The sequence below is a fragment of the Nocardia concava NBRC 100430 genome, assembly GCF_000308815.1.
Lineage (GTDB): Bacteria > Actinomycetota > Actinomycetes > Mycobacteriales > Mycobacteriaceae > Nocardia > Nocardia concava.
In genome coordinates, this window is sequence record NZ_BAFX01000146.1 from 40,816 (window position 1) to 55,840 (window position 15,025).

Annotated in this window: 12 protein-coding genes; 5 read left to right on the forward strand and 7 right to left on the reverse strand. The window is 69.0% G+C overall.

Going from position 1 to position 15,025, the window contains the following annotated elements; genetic code table 11:
- Positions 1 to 16 precede the first annotated feature (16 nt).
- Positions 17 to 1,168 (reverse strand): acyltransferase family protein, encoded by a 1,152-nt coding sequence (locus ON43_RS33900; RefSeq protein WP_040814128.1) that lies wholly within the window; start codon positions 1,166 to 1,168, stop codon positions 17 to 19.
- Positions 1,169 to 1,355: 187 nt separating this feature from the next.
- Here ON43_RS33900 and pgfA point away from each other — a divergent pair, with 187 nt between their 5' ends.
- The 3 genes from pgfA to ON43_RS33915 all read left to right on the forward strand — a co-directional run bounded on the left by pgfA (position 1,356) and on the right by ON43_RS33915 (position 5,887).
- Positions 1,356 to 2,492, forward strand: a complete 1,137-nt coding sequence (pgfA, locus tag ON43_RS33905; protein ID WP_040814130.1) for a cell envelope lipid trafficking protein PgfA — start codon at positions 1,356 to 1,358, stop codon at positions 2,490 to 2,492.
- Positions 2,493 to 2,856: 364 nt separating this feature from the next.
- The gene (locus ON43_RS33910; protein ID WP_040814206.1) at positions 2,857 to 4,080 is read left to right on the forward strand and encodes a polysaccharide biosynthesis protein; all 1,224 of its coding nucleotides are present in this window, start codon (positions 2,857 to 2,859) and stop codon (positions 4,078 to 4,080) included.
- A gap of 10 nt (positions 4,081 to 4,090) precedes the next feature.
- Positions 4,091 to 5,887 (forward strand): MmpA family trehalose lipid delivery protein, encoded by a 1,797-nt coding sequence (locus ON43_RS33915; RefSeq protein WP_245568856.1) that lies wholly within the window; start codon positions 4,091 to 4,093, stop codon positions 5,885 to 5,887.
- Between the two features lie 64 nt (positions 5,888 to 5,951).
- On the opposite strand, the gene ON43_RS33920 is transcribed toward ON43_RS33915, so the two are convergent.
- Complete coding sequence (locus ON43_RS33920) at positions 5,952 to 7,121, reverse strand: glycosyltransferase family 4 protein (RefSeq protein WP_040814131.1); 1,170 nt, start codon at positions 7,119 to 7,121, stop codon at positions 5,952 to 5,954.
- Between the two features lie 248 nt (positions 7,122 to 7,369).
- Here ON43_RS33920 and ON43_RS33925 point away from each other — a divergent pair, with 248 nt between their 5' ends.
- Positions 7,370 to 8,185, forward strand: a complete 816-nt coding sequence (locus ON43_RS33925) for a class I SAM-dependent methyltransferase (protein WP_051179597.1) — start codon at positions 7,370 to 7,372, stop codon at positions 8,183 to 8,185.
- 6 nt (positions 8,186 to 8,191) lie between these two features.
- On the opposite strand, the gene ON43_RS33930 is transcribed toward ON43_RS33925, so the two are convergent.
- The gene (locus ON43_RS33930; RefSeq protein ID WP_040814133.1) at positions 8,192 to 8,494 is read right to left on the reverse strand and encodes a hypothetical protein; all 303 of its coding nucleotides are present in this window, start codon (positions 8,492 to 8,494) and stop codon (positions 8,192 to 8,194) included.
- 203 nt (positions 8,495 to 8,697) lie between these two features.
- Positions 8,698 to 8,901, reverse strand: coding sequence for a hypothetical protein (locus tag ON43_RS33935; protein ID WP_157514276.1), 204 nt, complete (start codon positions 8,899 to 8,901; stop codon positions 8,698 to 8,700).
- Positions 8,902 to 9,142: 241 nt separating this feature from the next.
- Here ON43_RS33935 and ON43_RS33940 point away from each other — a divergent pair, with 241 nt between their 5' ends.
- Positions 9,143 to 10,576: an aldehyde dehydrogenase gene (locus ON43_RS33940; protein WP_040814137.1), complete on the forward strand. Its 1,434-nt coding sequence runs from the start codon at positions 9,143 to 9,145 to the stop codon at positions 10,574 to 10,576.
- A gap of 190 nt (positions 10,577 to 10,766) precedes the next feature.
- Here the strand turns inward: ON43_RS33940 and ON43_RS33945 are convergent, their stop codons facing one another.
- The 3 genes from ON43_RS33945 to ON43_RS44040 all read right to left on the reverse strand — a co-directional run bounded on the left by ON43_RS33945 (position 10,767) and on the right by ON43_RS44040 (position 14,994).
- The gene (locus ON43_RS33945; protein WP_040814139.1) at positions 10,767 to 12,593 is read right to left on the reverse strand and encodes a phosphoenolpyruvate carboxykinase (GTP); all 1,827 of its coding nucleotides are present in this window, start codon (positions 12,591 to 12,593) and stop codon (positions 10,767 to 10,769) included.
- Between the two features lie 239 nt (positions 12,594 to 12,832).
- A complete protein-coding gene (locus ON43_RS33950) occupies positions 12,833 to 14,278 on the reverse strand; it encodes a hypothetical protein (RefSeq protein ID WP_051179598.1) in 1,446 nt (481 codons plus the stop codon).
- A gap of 38 nt (positions 14,279 to 14,316) precedes the next feature.
- A complete protein-coding gene (locus ON43_RS44040) occupies positions 14,317 to 14,994 on the reverse strand; it encodes a hypothetical protein (protein ID WP_157514277.1) in 678 nt (225 codons plus the stop codon).
- Positions 14,995 to 15,025: the final 31 nt, after the last annotated feature.

Below are 15,025 nucleotides of genomic sequence, written 5' to 3' on the forward strand. Positions count from 1 at the left end.
TGAATCATGCTGCCGCTCAGCCGAAGCGGCGGCGCGTCCACTGCCGGACCGGTTCCTCGACGAGCGCGTAGGAGGCCGCCGCCAGCGGCAGGGTGAAGGCGACGGTCAGCAGGTAGACGATGACGAAATGCCCGCGGAACGGCACGATGCCGAACACCGGGAACACGATCGACAGCACGGCCAGATGCCAGATGAAGATGCCGTACGACCAGCGCCCGAGCGTGGCCGCCACCCGGCCCTCCAAGAACCGGTGCCGCCGCTCCGGCCGCAGCACCAGCGGCGCCAGCAGCCCGAATCCGATGACCGCGCCGAGCGCCATCTTGCTCGCGTACTGCCACGGCTGACCGTGCGTCAGCCCGGGCGGACCGGAGAGATCGGTGGTCGCCAGCAGCATGGCGACGAACGCCATCGGCCACATCAGCCACTGGTTTCCGGCGATCCGCCGCCAGCGCGGGGCGGGCAGGTCGGCGAGTTCGGCCAGCAGCATGCCCATCGCGAACCAGGGCAGATAGCCCGGCAGCCAGTTGTCGGCGTGAATGCCCTCCGGCGTCGGCACCGGCAGGAAGTTCCAGCCCAGGCACAGCAATCCGAGGCCGAGCACCACCGGCACCCGGTATCGCGCACGCTGCCCGCGCAGCCACACCAGCCCGCATGCCAGCAGCGGAAGCACCAGGTAGAAGGCCACTTCCACCGAGAGACTCCACATCTGGGTGAGCCCGTCGGTGAGCGTGAAGGGCACGAAGACCTGCAGCAGAGCCAGATTCGACAGCCACACCCGCAGCCCGGCGGTGTGCGCGGCATTGGGCAGCAGGATCAGCACCGCGGCCACCACCACCCAGTAGGCGGGCAGGATGCGGGCCGCGCGATGCAGCAGATACCGCCCGGCGCGCGGCGCGGTCCCCTGCCCCCAGGCCGCGGCGGCGTGCGGCCGCCACAGCAGGAATCCGGACAGCGCGAAGAAAATCGCGACCGCCATGTCGAATCGCTCCCACAATCGGCCCAGCAGCGGTTGACCGGTTGCGCCAGTTTGAAAGGCCACATGGGTGAGGACGACCCCCAACGCCGCCAGGGCGCGCATGCCCTCCAGCGCCGGGACGAACCGGCCCAGACGGACCCCGGTCTCTTCCGGGGCCGGGGTCACCTGGGGATTCGTCGCGGTCGTCGTCATCGGCTAACAGTCTGCCTTGTCGTCATTTATGTGAGCACCCGCCATTTGACTCGGGGCGGTTTCGGGGTGTTTTCCTGCCTCGGCCGCACTCTGCGACCGCTCGGACTGTTAGTGTCTGGGCTCACGAGTGCTGCGCGGCGACCGCAGTGCTGGAGGAAACACGTGTTCGACGACGAGGAGAACCTGCATGGCACTCAGTGCCGGTACCAGAAGGACGGTGGCCTGCGTACTCGTGGGGCTCGGTGCGATGCTGCTCGTCGCCGCCATCATGATCCCCACCTACACGGTCAGCCGGTTGGCGAAAACCCCGCTGGACCTGGAGATCACGACCGTCGCGACCAACCCGCAGACGGGCGCGCCCAGTGAGGTGCTCGACGCCAAGTCGCTGACCTCGCCCACCGGTTCGGCGAAGGTGGACACCAATGTCCCGCTCGTCTCGCAGCGCTTCCTCACCGTCGAAAACCCCTCCAACGCTTCGGAAATGACGGTCCAGGCCGGTCAGACCCTGCGGCGCACGGACAAGCAGGGCGACACCGGCCTGCTCACCGCGACCATCGACCGCGTCACCATCGATCGCAAGACCGGTGAGCCGGTCGAGTCGGTGGACGGCGGCCCCAATGGCGCCATCGCCGTGACGGTGGACAAGAAGGGCGACAGCGTGATGGACCCGGTGCAGCACACCGGCCTCCAGTACCGCTTCCCCATCGGTACGGACAAGAAGGCCTACCCGTACTTCGACCTGAACGCGCGCAAGACCTACGACATCAACTATGTCGACGAGACCGAGATCAACAACCTGAAGGTCTACCACTTCCAGCAGACCATCCCGGCCACCGATCTCTCCACCGTCGCCAACTCGCCGACCAACAAGCTGAGCCTGCCCGCCGCCAAGTGGGGTCTGGAGGGCGACGGCGATGTCACCATGGCGCGCTTCTACACCAACACCCGCGACCTGTGGATCGAGCCGGAAACCGGCACGGTCATCAAGGGCCAGGAGCAGATTCACCTCTACTACGCCCGCAGCGGTGACAAGCCCGAGGTGACCGCCCTGAAGTCGACCCTGGTGTTCGACGAGAACACCATCGAGTCGCAGATCTCGGTGGCCAAGGACAATATGGACAAGATCGCCCTCTACGGCCGCATCCTGCCCATCATCCTCGGCGTCATCGGCCTGCTCCTGCTGATCGCCGGCATCCTGCTCGGCGTCTTCGGCAAGAACGGCAACGGCCCCACCCCGATCCGCCGCCCCGCCCCGGCCCCGGCCGGCGGCCCCGGCGGCAACTTCGACCCGCCGACCCAGCAGATCGACATGAGCAAGCCCTAGCGGCTCCCGTTCACGACGCGGCCCAGCACCTCGAAGGTGCTGGGCCGCTTTCGTTTACGGATCATCCCGGCCACCGGCCCCGCACCATCCCGGTCACCAGTCCTCTCACCATCCCGGACACCGGCCCTCGTCATCCCGGCATGCTTTTGGCCGGGATCCACACCCGCCGCAGATGGATTCCGGCCAAAAGCGCGCCGGAATGACGGGGTGTGCGCAGCGCGGCAGGCGAGCCGCGAGATGGCGTCGGCACCTCGCGATCAGGGGCAGGTGCTGACCGGACGCGGGGCGATGGCAGCATTGCGGCGTGTCTGTTGTACGCCGTCTGCCCGTGGTCAAAGACCTGACCTTGGTGACGGCGGGGGCGATGACCGCGAATGTGGCTGGGTACCTGCTGCAATTGCTGGCCAGCCGGTGGTTGGGGGTCGCCGGATACAGCGCATTCGCGAGTCTGCTGGCGGTGCAACTGTTGTGTGCGGTGCCCGCGCTCGCCCTTCAGAATGTCGTGGCCCGCGAGGTGGTGCGCGGTGCGCCCGTGGCCGCCGCCCGGGCGCTGACGCTGCGCTGCGCCGGACTGGTCGCGGTGGCCGCCCTCGTACTCGTGCCGGTGGTCAGCGCGGTGCTGAAGGTGGGTGCGCTCGCTTCGGCCGGTGCGCTTTGTGCCGCACCGCTATTGGTGCTGCTGTCCGGTGAGCAGGGGATTCTGCAGGGGCGCAGCCGGTTCCGTGAGCTCGCGGTGGTGCTGGGTGGTGCGGCGATCGCTCGGGTGACACCGGCGCTGGTAGCTCTGGCCTGCGGATTCGGGCCCGCCGCCGCATTGTGGGCGGGTGCGGCGGGGACGGCTCTGGCCGCGCTCGTGGCCCGACGGGTGTCCGATGCGGCGGTCTCCGCCCGCACGGCATCGACGACCAGCGTCGAAATGGCTGCCGCCGAACAAGAACCGGCCGATCTGTCGGCATCGGTCCTGGATTCGGCGGCCTCCGGGAACGGGCGCGCGGACTCCTGGGGGTTGGGTGTCGGTGCCGTGTTTCGGGCGGTACAGGTGCAGGCGGCTTTGACGGCGTTGTCGGCGGCGGATCTGCTGGTTTCGCGGATTGTGTTGGATGAGAACGATGCTGGGCGGTATGCGTTGGGGGCCATCGCGGCGAAGATCGCGTTCTGGTTGCCGCAGGCGGTAGGGGTGGTGCTGTATCCGAAGATGGCGCATCCGCAGCATTCGGCGCGGGCCATGCGGTCGGCGCTGGCGGTGCTGGTGGGGATCGGGGCGGTGACGGTGGCGGGGGCGGCGGTGGCGGCGCCGTTGGCTCCGATGTTCGCGGGACGGGATTACGCGCCGATCGAGGGGCTGCTGTGGTTGTTCGCGCTGGAGGGGGCGCTGCTGGCGGTGTTGCAGGTGACGTTGCTGTCGGCCATCGCGGCGGATCGGACGGCGCCCGCGGCGATCACGTGGATCGGGTTGGGGGTCGGGGTGGCGATCATGCTGACCTGTGCGCATTCGGTGTTGTCGCTGATCGTCATCGCGACCGTGACCGCGGCGGTGACCACGCTGGTGATCACCGGCGTGGCGTGGCGGGCGGCGCGTGACGGCTAGGGTGCCGGGTGTGAACGCGGAGAGCCGGGAGCGGCGGTGGCGCGGGCTGATACCGGCGGGGTACAGCCTGGTGCTGGCCCTGGTCGTGCTGGGTCCGCTGCTGGGTTCGGGCTATCTGCTGTTGCGGGACGCGGTCAGTACGCCGCGCTCGTATCTCACCGACTCCGCACTGGGTCTGGGTGATGCCGCGCCGCGCGCCGTCCCGCAGGACGCGCTGATCGCGGTCCTGTCACCGGTCGTGGACGGCGGGATCATCGTCAAAGCGATTCTGCTGGCTGCCATCTGGCTGGCCGGTTGGGGCGCGGCCGCCCTGGCGCGCGAACTGCTGAAGGTCTCGCTGGGCCCCCAGCTGGTGGCCGCGACCGTCGCCATCTGGAACCCGTATGTGGCCGAGCGCCTGCTCCAAGGTCATTGGAGCCTGCTCACCGGCTACGCCGCCCTGCCCTGGATCGCCTTGCTGGCCGCCCGATTACGGGCCGCGCCCCCGTCCGGCACCCTCGGCACCTGGGCGGCGCTCACGGCCTGCCTGGCGGCGGCGGGGCTCACCCCCACCGGTTCGCTGCTGGCCGGATTCGTGGCCGTGGTCCTGGTCGGCAAGCGGAATCTGCCTGCGACGGTGGCACTCTGGATCCTCTCCGCGGCACCGTGGCTGACCGCGACCGCACTGTCGAGCGCGGGCGCCGCACCCTCGGATCCGGCGGGTATCGCGGCCTTCGCGGCCCGCGCCGAACCCTGGCTCGGCACCCTGGGCAGCCTGGCCGGGCTGGGCGGCATCTGGAACAGCACCGCCGTACCGGACTCTCGGACAAGCTTTTTCGCGCTCATCGGGACGATCCTGTTGCTCGTGCCGGTGGCGATCGGGGTCCGCGCGGTCTATCTCGCCGGGACCGTCGAGCGGCGGCTGATCTGGCTGGCAGTGGCGGCCATCGTGATTCCCGCGTGCGGCGCGACCGGATGGGGCCTATCGGCCGGTGAGTTCTTGGTGACGCGGGTGCCGGGCGCGGGGCTGCTGCGGGACACCCAGAAGTATGTGGCGCTCGCCGTGCCCGCCTACGCCCTGTGCGCGGCGGCCGGATGCCGGATCGCCGGGCGGTGGATCTCCGCCAACGTGCTGGACGGCGCGGGCGCCGAGCGGCCCGCGCGCACTCGAACCGGCGCGGCCGCAGTGCTTTTCATCGTCCTGGCTCTCATCGCCCTGCCGGATATGGCGTGGGGTGTGGGCGGATCGCTGCGACCGGTGCACTATCCGGCCGGATGGCAGCGGGTGGCCGAGATCGTCGACGAGCGCGGCGATGTCGCGGTGCTGCCGGGCGGAATGTTCCGGAAGTTCTCGTATTCGGGCAGCGCGCCGGTCCTGGACCCGGCCCCGCGGATGTTGCGCCGAGATGTGTTGCAAACCGGGGAACTTCCGGTACGCGGCGGTGTCGTGGCCGGTGAGGGCAAGCGCGCCCGGCGCGTGGAGAAGGCGCTCGCGCGCGGCGAGTCCGCGGCAAAACTGGCCTCGCTCGGCGTGGGCTGGGTACTGGTCGAGGGCGATACGCCCGGACCGCTCGGGGAGTCGAAAAATACTCTCGCCCAGTTGAATCAGGTCTACAGCGACCCGGACGTGACGCTGTACCGGGTGCCGGGCGATATCGAGTCCAATGACGCCTCACCCGAGGCCCGCCGGGTATCCGGCGCCGCGCACCTGCTGTGGGCGACCCTGCTGCTCGGCGGATTCCTCACCGCGGCAACGATTTCGGCGCGCCGGTCACTCCTTCGGGAACCCGAGCGCGAACCCCACCCCGATCACGACAATGCTGACTAACGCGATGACGACGATGATCCACATGCTTCAACACTATGAAGCGTAGTAGAGCAACGCGCTCGCTTTACGGAATCGCGGGCGCGATCAACCCGCTGACCCGCTCGCCCCGCGTCACCGCCGACAGCACCTCGTAGACGCCGTTTCCCGTTTGCTCCCAGGAGAATTCGCGCGCCCGCGCCCGCGCCTTCTCGCCGAGCACCGTGCGCGCCTCGTGATTGCCGAGCAGATCGCCGACGGCCGCGGTGAGCTGCGCGGCATCGTCGACCAGCATGCCGGTGACCCCGTCCACGATGGAATCGGTGAGCCCGCGCGAACTCCGGTATCCGACGGTGGGCACCCCGTGCTGGGCCGCCTCGATGACCGCCAGCCCCCAGCCCTCCTTGCGCGAGGGCAGCACGTGCACCCAGGCGCGGGCCAGCAGCCGATGCTTCTCGTCCTCGTCGACATGACCGTGGAAGGTGACGGCGTCGGCGATGCCCAGCTCATGGGCGTGCGCGCGCAGGTTCTCCTCCCACCAGCCGCCGCCGATCACGTCCAGGTGCAGGCGGGGGACGCTCGCACGGAGTCCGGCGACCGCGGCCATGGCGTCCTCGATCTGCTTGTGCGGCACCAGCCGCGACAGCACCACGATGCTCGGGTGCGCGGTGCGGGTGCCGTCGTCACCGGCGGGCAGGTGCGCGGGAATCGGTTCGGCGCCATTGCGCACCACCGCGATTCGGGTCCCGGCCACGCCGAGCCCGGTCAGTTCCTCGGCCGAGGGCAGCGAGACCGTCAGGTACTGATCGCGCCGGTGCACGCGCGGCGAGAGCCGCGATTCGATCCACCAGCCGATCCGCCCGACCAGTTTTCCGGCCACCGGCCACTGTTCGCGATGCCCGTGATGCACCAGCACCACGGTCGGCGCGGAGGTCGCGGTACGCGCGAAGAAGGGAATGCCGTTCTGGGTATCGATGACCGCGTCCGGCCGCAGTCCCTTGAGCGGCCCGACCCCGAACCGGCCGAGCGCGATGGCCGCGAGCGCCCGCGGATACACCGTGAACCGCCCGCCCCCGCGACTGATCTCGATGCCGTCCACCGATTCCCGCTTGGCAGCCCCCGGATACCCCGCGGTCCGCAGCGTCACCTTCACCCCGCGCGCGGCCAGCTGCGCCCCGACCCGCTCCAGATACCGCTCACTGCCCCCACCCTGTGGATGCCCGGTGTCGCGCCAGCACAGCAGCAGCACTTCACGCACGGGCGGATCTCCAGAGGTCACATTCGGGGGCGGACAGACAATGGGCTCCACCATATAGCCCGCGGACGCTTCGAGGGTCAGCAGTGGTCAACTGACCACCCGTCATTCCGGCGCGCTTTCGGCCGGAACCCACCACACCCGCGGTATGGATCCCGGCCAAAAGCATGCCGGGATGACGAGGGCTGGCCGCTGAGGTCGGGAAGCGCCGGTTGCAGCCGTCGTTCGGGGCCTGTGCGAGACTTGCCGCCGTGCTTCGAGCTGATCGGTCCCACACGCGCCGCGGCGGGCAGGGCCCGCGATTCGCCCGCCGGGCGACGCTGCGCCGGTCGCTACGGCTGCTGGGCAGCTTCCGGTTCGAGCAGACCGATCCGGCCGTGTTCTACGGCGGCGTGGCCACCGATACCGCCGAGTTGGTCGGCGATTTCTATCGGGATCTGACCGGGGAGTCGCTGCGCGGCACCATCGTGCTGGACGTGGGCGGCGGGCCCGGCTATTTCGCGGACGAGTTCGAGAAGGCCGGGGCGCGGTATCTGCCGGTCGAGCCGGATCCGTCGGAGATGCACGCGGCAGGGCTGCGGGTGGCGGGCGCGGTGCGCGGATCGGGCATGGCGCTGCCGTTCCGCGACGACGTGGTGGAGATCTGTGTCTCCTCGAATGTGGCCGAGCACGTACCGCAGCCGTGGCTGATGGCCGAGGAGATGTTGCGGGTCACCAAACCCGGTGGGCTGATGGTCTTCTCGTACACGGTGTGGCTGGGGCCGTTCGGCGGCCACGAGACTGGGCCGTGGCATTACCTGGGCGGTGAGTACGCGGCGCGGCGGTACCGGCGCAAGCACGGACGCGAGCCCAAGAATCGTTTCGGCCGTTCGCTTTTCGCGGTGCGGGCCTCGGAGGGTTTGCGCTGGGCGCGCGAAACTCCGGATGACATAGAGATTCTCGCGGTGTTCCCGCGCTACCACCCGCGCTGGGCCTGGTGGCTGGTGCGCGTGCCGGGCCTGCGGGAGCTGCTGGTCAGCAACCTGGTGGTGGTGGCGACCAAGCGGGCGCGCCCGGTCAACTCCTGAGCGGGCTCAGCGCTCGGCGAGTCCGCGCCGGAAGATGCGGCGTAGGCCCGTGCAGGGTTCGGGTTCGCTCCAGGGTGACTCCTGGATAGCCAACCCCACGGTCTCCATCGCGGTCAGCCCGACCTGACCGGCGAAGGCATTGACCGCGGCAACCGCCTCGGCCGCCTGTAGCGCGGCGGTGGCCTGCGCTGTGGTGAGGGTCCGGCCCGGCAGGAATGACACCACCCAGCCGCCGATGCCGACGCTTTTCGCCTGATGCGGGGTGAGATCACTGGTCATCAGCGACCGACCGACTACTTGCACCGCCATGACTCGGACTCCCCTGTGCGGTAACGGATCATGTTTCGAGCGAGCTATCCACGGTAGCTATAAAGCATGCTCGCTACGGCCGTCGAATGCAATAGTGCGTTCGGTGAAAAGCGAACCGACAGGTTGGAATTCGTTTTTATCGAGTGCTGCCAGTTAGCCACGAGTATGCGGAATCCCTTGCGCCCCCGCCGGATCCGGCCCACCTACTCGTCGGGCAACATCAAACGCAGGACCGGCTGACCCTTGCGCACCGTCGGATAACTCGCCTCGACCACCTCGACCCGCCAACCCGGCGGCAGGACCCGCTGCAACTGACCGGCGGCCCGCTGCATGGGGGTGCTGATCGCGGGCTGGTCGACATCGGACAACTCGCCGAGCAGGAAGTCATCGATGCGCACATCAGTCATTCGAGGGATCTACCTTTCGTGACAGCTAATACATAGCAACCGACCAGATTGGTGGAGAAAGGCGTGCACAGCCGAGCATAGGCCACCGCCCGGCAACTCAGATTTCGAATCACGTTTTGCCGCACCGGTAACAAGGCGGCTTAGAAACCGAGGAGTCGAATTTCAAAGAAAATCCCGGTCAGCGGGACGGTAGCCGGTCATGGTCCAGACAGCGGTGAGGGCAAAACTGTAACGTGTTCTCATGGAGTACCAGAGTCTGTTCATCGGTGGCCAGTGGACTGCGCCGTCCGGCCCCGACACCCTGCCCGTCGTCTCGCCCGCAACCCTGGAAACCGTCGGCAGCGTGCCCGTCGTCACCCGCGCCGATGTGGACGCCGCGGTCGCGGCCGCGCGCCGGGCCTTCGACAGCGGACCCTGGCCCGCCACCCCGCCGGAGGAGCGCGCCGCCCTGCTGTCCCGCGTCGTCGCGCTGCTGGACCAGAAGGCCGGGGATCTGGCCAATGCCCTCTCCGCCGAGATGGGCGCGCCCACCATGGCCGCCAGCACCCTCAACTACGTTCCGGCCCGCGCCACCCTCGACTTCTACGCCGGACTCGGAAAGTCGTTCCCCTGGACCGAGACTCGGACCGGTCTGTTCGGTACCACGCGGGTCTCACGCGAACCGGTCGGCGTGGTCGCGGCCATCATCGCCTGGAACGTGCCACTCTTCCTGGCCGTCAACAAGCTGGCGCCCGCCCTGCTGGCCGGCTGCAGCGTGGTCCTCAAGCCCGCGCCGCTGACCCCGCTGGCCGCCAACCTGCTCGCCGACATCTTCGCCGAGGCCGGTCTGCCCGAGGGCGTGCTGTCGGTGCTGCCCGCCGAGGCCGACGCCTCCGAATACCTGGTCTCCCATCCCGGCATCGACAAGGTGACCTTCACCGGCAGCTCCGCCGTCGGCCGCAAGATCGCCAGCATCGCGGGCAGCCAGCTCAAGCGCTGTTCGCTGGAGCTGGGCGGCAAGTCGGCCGCGATCCTGTTGCCGGACATGAACATCGAGGACATGCCCAAGCTCGCCTTCTCGGGCCTGATGAACAGCGGCCAGGCCTGCGTGGCCCAGACCCGTATCCTGGCCCCGCGCGGTCGCTACGACGAGATCCTCGAGGCGCTCACCGCGTCCATCGATCTGTTCCCGGTCGGCCTGCCCGACGATCCGGCCGCCCAGCTCGGCCCGCTCATCTCGGAGAAGCAACGCGAGCGCGTCGAGGGCTACATCGCCACCGGCAAGGACGAGGGCGCGCGCCTGATCCGCGGCGGCGACCGCCCCGCCGACCTGCCCGGCTGGTACGTGAAACCGACCGTCTTCGCCGACGTCACCAACTCCATGACCATCGCCCGCGAGGAGATCTTCGGCCCGGTCCTCTCGGTCCTGCCCTACGACACCGAGGCCGAGGCCATCGCGATCGCCAACGACAGCGACTACGGCCTCGCGGGCTCGGTCTGGACCACCGACATCGAACACGGCGCATCCGTGGCAGCCAAGGTCCGCACCGGCACCTACGCCATCAACTGGTACGCCTTCGACGCCTGCGCCCCCTTCGGCGGCTACAAGACCTCCGGCATCGGCCGCGAGAACGGCCCCGAGGGCCTGGACGCCTACTGCGAGACCAAATCCCTTCTGATGCCGATGGGTGCTTGACCGCCTCTCCGCGACTTCAGCGGGCGGCTCGGGTGCCGCTTCCAGCCGTGCACCCGGGCCGGCGGTCGAGCCAAAACAATTTCGGGCGTACCCGACGAGTTACCCTCGCCACCCGAAATCAGTTGTCCCGTCCCCAAAAACAAACGGCTCGCCCGCACTCTCAGTGCGGGCGAGCCATTTTCGTCATATCTCAGGCCAAACGCTCCTTGAGGGCCTCGAACTCGTCGCGGAGGCCGGAAGGCAGCTTGTCGCCGATGAACTGGAACCACTCCTCGATGGAGGGGATCTCGTTCTTCCACTCGTCGACGTTGACCGCGAGCGCCTCGTCGACGTCGTCGGCGTTCACGTCCAGGCCCTCGAGGTCGAGGTCGGCGGCGTGCGGGACATTGCCGATCGGGGTGGCCTCGGCCGACTTCGTGCCCTCGATGCGGCCGACGACCCACTCCAGCACGCGGGAGTTCTCGCCGAAGCCCGGCCACAGGAAGCGGCCGTCGGCGCCGCGGCGGAACCAGTTGACGTAGAAGATCTTCGGCAGCGCCTGGGCATCGGCGTTCTTGCCGAGGGTGATCCAGTGGTTCAGGTAGTCACCGACGTGGTAGCCCATGAACGGCAGCATGGCCATCGGGTCGCGGCGCACGGTGCCGACCTTGCCCTCGGCGGCGGCGGTCTGCTCGGAGCCGACGGTGGCGCCCATGAACACGCCGTGCTGCCAGTCGAAGGACTCGGTCACCAGCGGGATGGTGGTCTTGCGGCGGCCGCCGAAGAGGATGGCCGAGATCGGCACGCCCTGCGGGTCGTCCCACTCGGGGGCCAGGGTCGGGCACTGCGACATCGGGGTGCAGTAGCGCGAGTTCGGGTGCGCGGCCAGGGTTTCCGACTCGCGCTCGAACCAGTCGTTGCCCTTCCAGTCGATGAGGTGGTCCGGGGTGCCCTCCAGGCCCTCCCACCACACATCGTTGTCGTCGGTCAGGGCGACGTTGGTGTAGACGGTGTTGCCGGCCTCCATGGTGGCCATGGCGTTCGGGTTCGAGCTGTGGTTGGTGCCGGGGGCGACACCGAAGAAGCCGAATTCCGGGTTGACGGCATATAGTCGGCCGTCCTTGCCGAAGCGCATCCACGCGATGTCGTCACCGAGGGTCTCGGCGCGCCAGCCCGGGATGGTCGGCTGGATCATGGCGAGGTTGGTCTTGCCGCAGGCCGACGGGAACGCGGCGGCGATGTAGTACGCCTTGTTCTCCGGCGAGATCAGCTTGAGGATCAGCATGTGCTCGGCCAGCCAGCCCTCGTCGTGCGCCATGGCGGAGGCGATGCGCAGCGAGTAGCACTTCTTGCCCAGCAGCGCGTTGCCGCCGTAACCCGAACCGTAGGACCAGATTTCGCGGTCCTCGGGGAAGTGGGTGATGTACTTGGTGTCGTTGCACGGCCACGGCACGTCGGCCTGGCCCTCGGCCAGCGGGGCGCCCACGGAGTGCAGGGCCTTCACGAACGGCTTGTCGGTGCCCAGCTTCTCCAGGGCGGCGCTGCCGGCGCGGGTCATCACGCGCATGGAGACCACGACGTACTCGGAGTCGGTGATCTCGACGCCCAGCTTGGGGTCCTCGGCGCCGAGCGGGCCCATGCAGAAGGGCACCACGTACATGGTGCGGCCCTTCATGCTGCCGCGGTACAGCTCGGTCATGGTGGCGCGCATCTCGGCCGGGTCGACCCAGTTGTTGGTCGGGCCGGCGTCGGCCTCGCTCTTGGAGCAGATGTAGGTGCGCGATTCGACGCGGGCGACGTCGGACGGATCAGAGAGCGCCAGGTAGGAGTTGGGCTTCTTCTTCTCGTTCAACTTCTTGAAGGTGCCGGCGGCGACCAGCTGCTCGGAGAGGCGGACGGCCTCTTCCTCGGATCCATCGGCCCAGACCACGCGATCGGGCTGGGTGAGTTCCGCGACCTCCTGTACCCAGGCAAGCAGTTCCTTGTGCTCGGTGGGCGCGGTGCCATCATGAAGACCAGGAATGGTCGCTGAGGTCATGAAAACTCTCCTGAGATGGGCGGCCCCGATGGCCTCGAGCCGAGGACCACGGCTCGCGACACCGAGTGCCACTACTTGCGGCAGGACTCCCGCTCGTCTCGCCGTCGGCCCGTCCACTGGACGCGCGTACAACAACACGGCGGATGCCCTAGTTCCTGCCATAGAGGTTAACGCCACATATCGGGGTGTACGGAATCGGGTTGTCCAGTCGGTATCGGGTCGAAACCTGCGACCAGCCGCTATGCGAATTCGAGTGCGGCCAGGTCACGCTCGCATGCCGCCAGTAAAGCGGGGCGCCGCTGCGCCGCCTGCCGCAATTGCGCCTCCAATTCACCGACCCGCAGATCGGTTTCCACCAGGCGCGCGGTGGCACTCCCGAGCACCTCGTCGGTGAGCCGCTCCTCGACGTCCACCAGCGCCGTTGCGACCCGCTGTTCCAGCTGCGCACGGGCGTCAACCAGCGTGTCCGCGACCCATTGCCGCAGGTGAGCGCCGTCGGCGAGGCGGCGGCGGGCGCGCACCACCCAGCTCGCGACGGCGGCACCGAGGAGCAGACTGACCGGCATGATCGCGTAGTCGAAGGCCCGCAACAGGGCCAGCGGAGCCACCAGCAGGCGGCCCAATCCGAAGCCGCCCGAGGCACCCAGCGCGATCACCAGATGGTCCTCCACGCCCCGCGAGCGCGGACCCGGCGACTGCACCCGGCGCGAGACCCGTTCCGGCGGTGGCGGAAAAGATATATGCCATTCCTCCGCGACGGATTCTTCGACTTGACGGCACAATTCGCCGATCCTGGAACGAATCGTCCGATCAATCTCCTGTGTGAGTTTTTCCACAGAATCGCTCACCTGACGCGGAAATTCGGCGAGCGCGCTCCGCGGCAGCCCTTCGATTTCGGCCCGCGCCTGCCCGTGCAGCGTCCGAATCCTGGCCCCGACCTCGTGCAATAGATCGACGCGGGCCAACTGCAGCCGATTCCGCACGATCGCCATGGCACTCCCGCGCCCGCCGTCCCCGACCGCCAGCAGCCGCGCCCGCTCCTCCCGCAGCACCGCCACATCTCCCCCGTCGCGCACCTTGGCCACCTGCGCCTCGATCCGCCGCCGAGTCTCGGCCACCACCCGCTCCCGCACGATCGCCACCTGATCCCCGACCGCCCCCGCACCGCTCGCCGCCACCAGCCGCGCATGCAACAACCCCACCCCCGACCGATCCACCAGCGCCGCATCCCCCGCGGCCCGCCCCACCGCCGCCATCCGCGCCGACACCGGCACGATCTCCTCCGCCTCCCCGCCCGCCTCCACAAGCAGCTCGGTATCCAGCTTCCGCACCTCCCGCCAATCCCGATGCGCGTGAATCCCGTCCAACGCGAACACGATCCGCGTCCCATCCCCCCGCAACCCCCGCACCCGCCCCAGCAGCTCTTCACCGATCAGCGCCCCGGCATCGAGCACGACCAGCGCGACGGGGTACGGGCGAGGCAGATCGTCGTCACCGATCACGCTGAGATCGATGTGCGGATGGAATCGGGCCAACTCGACCCGCAGCGCCGCCGCGTGTGACTCGTCGCCGCCGATCAGCGCGATCTCCCGAACCGGCTCGGAGCCACCACCGACCGCGCGCAGTAGCGCCAGTCCGTGTGGATTCCAGCGGGCTACAACGGCTTCCGCGGCAGCGGAGATCACATCGCTGATTCGTTCCCGAGCGGGATTCGGCTTGGACTTCAGGCCGATTCGGCGTTCAGGCGCGCCGATGCGACCGCGTAGCGGCGGTGGAGTTCGTGGTGGAGGGGGTCTATTCCGGTGGCGCAGTGGAGGATTTGGAGCAGGGGGCGGGGGCCGAGGGTGGGGTCGGCACGGAGGGCGGCGAGGGCGCAGGAGACGCCGTGCAGGTCCCAGCGGTCCAGGAGGGCTTGGCGGGCTTGGGGATCGGGGGTGGCGCCGGGTGCGGTGAAGAGGTCGTGGGAGAGGGTGCGGGGCGGGTTGGGGTGGGTGGTGAGGCGGGCGAGGGTGTCGAGGTCGGGGGCGGTGAGGGTGCCGGAGCGGGTGCGGGCGGCGAGGGAGGCGACCACGGGGAAGACGCGGTGGCCGAGGGCGGTGGTGAGGGATTCGGCCAGCGCGGCGGCATCGGACCAACGGGTCCCTATGGAATCGGCCTTGTTGAGGACGACAAGGGTGCGGTCGGGCGGGAGGGTGGCCAGCAGGCGGCGGTCGGCGGGGTCGGCGGTGCCGGGGAGGACGTAGAGGAGCAGGTCGGCGTCGAGGGTGGGGGCGGGTTGCCCGGGCTGGTCGACCGGTCGGGTTTCTTCGGCGGTGAGCAGTGAGAGCGCATGTCGCAGGGTGGTTTTGCCCGCGCGGGCGCGGCCCGTCACCTGGATGCGAGGAGGTCGCCCGACCGGCACGCGGGCAGCCTAGCCGGAAGACCCTGGGCGG

Bases quoted from the DNA above. Each gene is read 5' to 3' on its own strand.
- ON43_RS33930 (WP_040814133.1), bottom strand. From the start codon at position 8,494: ATGGCGGTGCAAGTAGTCGGTCGGTCGCTGATGACCAGTGATCTCACC.
- ON43_RS33900 (WP_040814128.1), bottom strand. From the start codon at position 1,168: ATGACGACGACCGCGACGAATCCCCAGGTGACCCCGGCCCCGGAAGAG.
- pgfA (WP_040814130.1), top strand. From the start codon at position 1,356: ATGGCACTCAGTGCCGGTACCAGAAGGACGGTGGCCTGCGTACTCGTG.
- ON43_RS33935 (WP_157514276.1), bottom strand. From the start codon at position 8,901: ATGACTGATGTGCGCATCGATGACTTCCTGCTCGGCGAGTTGTCCGAT.
- ON43_RS33940 (WP_040814137.1), top strand. From the start codon at position 9,143: ATGGAGTACCAGAGTCTGTTCATCGGTGGCCAGTGGACTGCGCCGTCC.
- ON43_RS33910 (WP_040814206.1), top strand. From the start codon at position 2,857: ATGACCGCGAATGTGGCTGGGTACCTGCTGCAATTGCTGGCCAGCCGG.
- ON43_RS33945 (WP_040814139.1), bottom strand. From the start codon at position 12,593: ATGACCTCAGCGACCATTCCTGGTCTTCATGATGGCACCGCGCCCACC.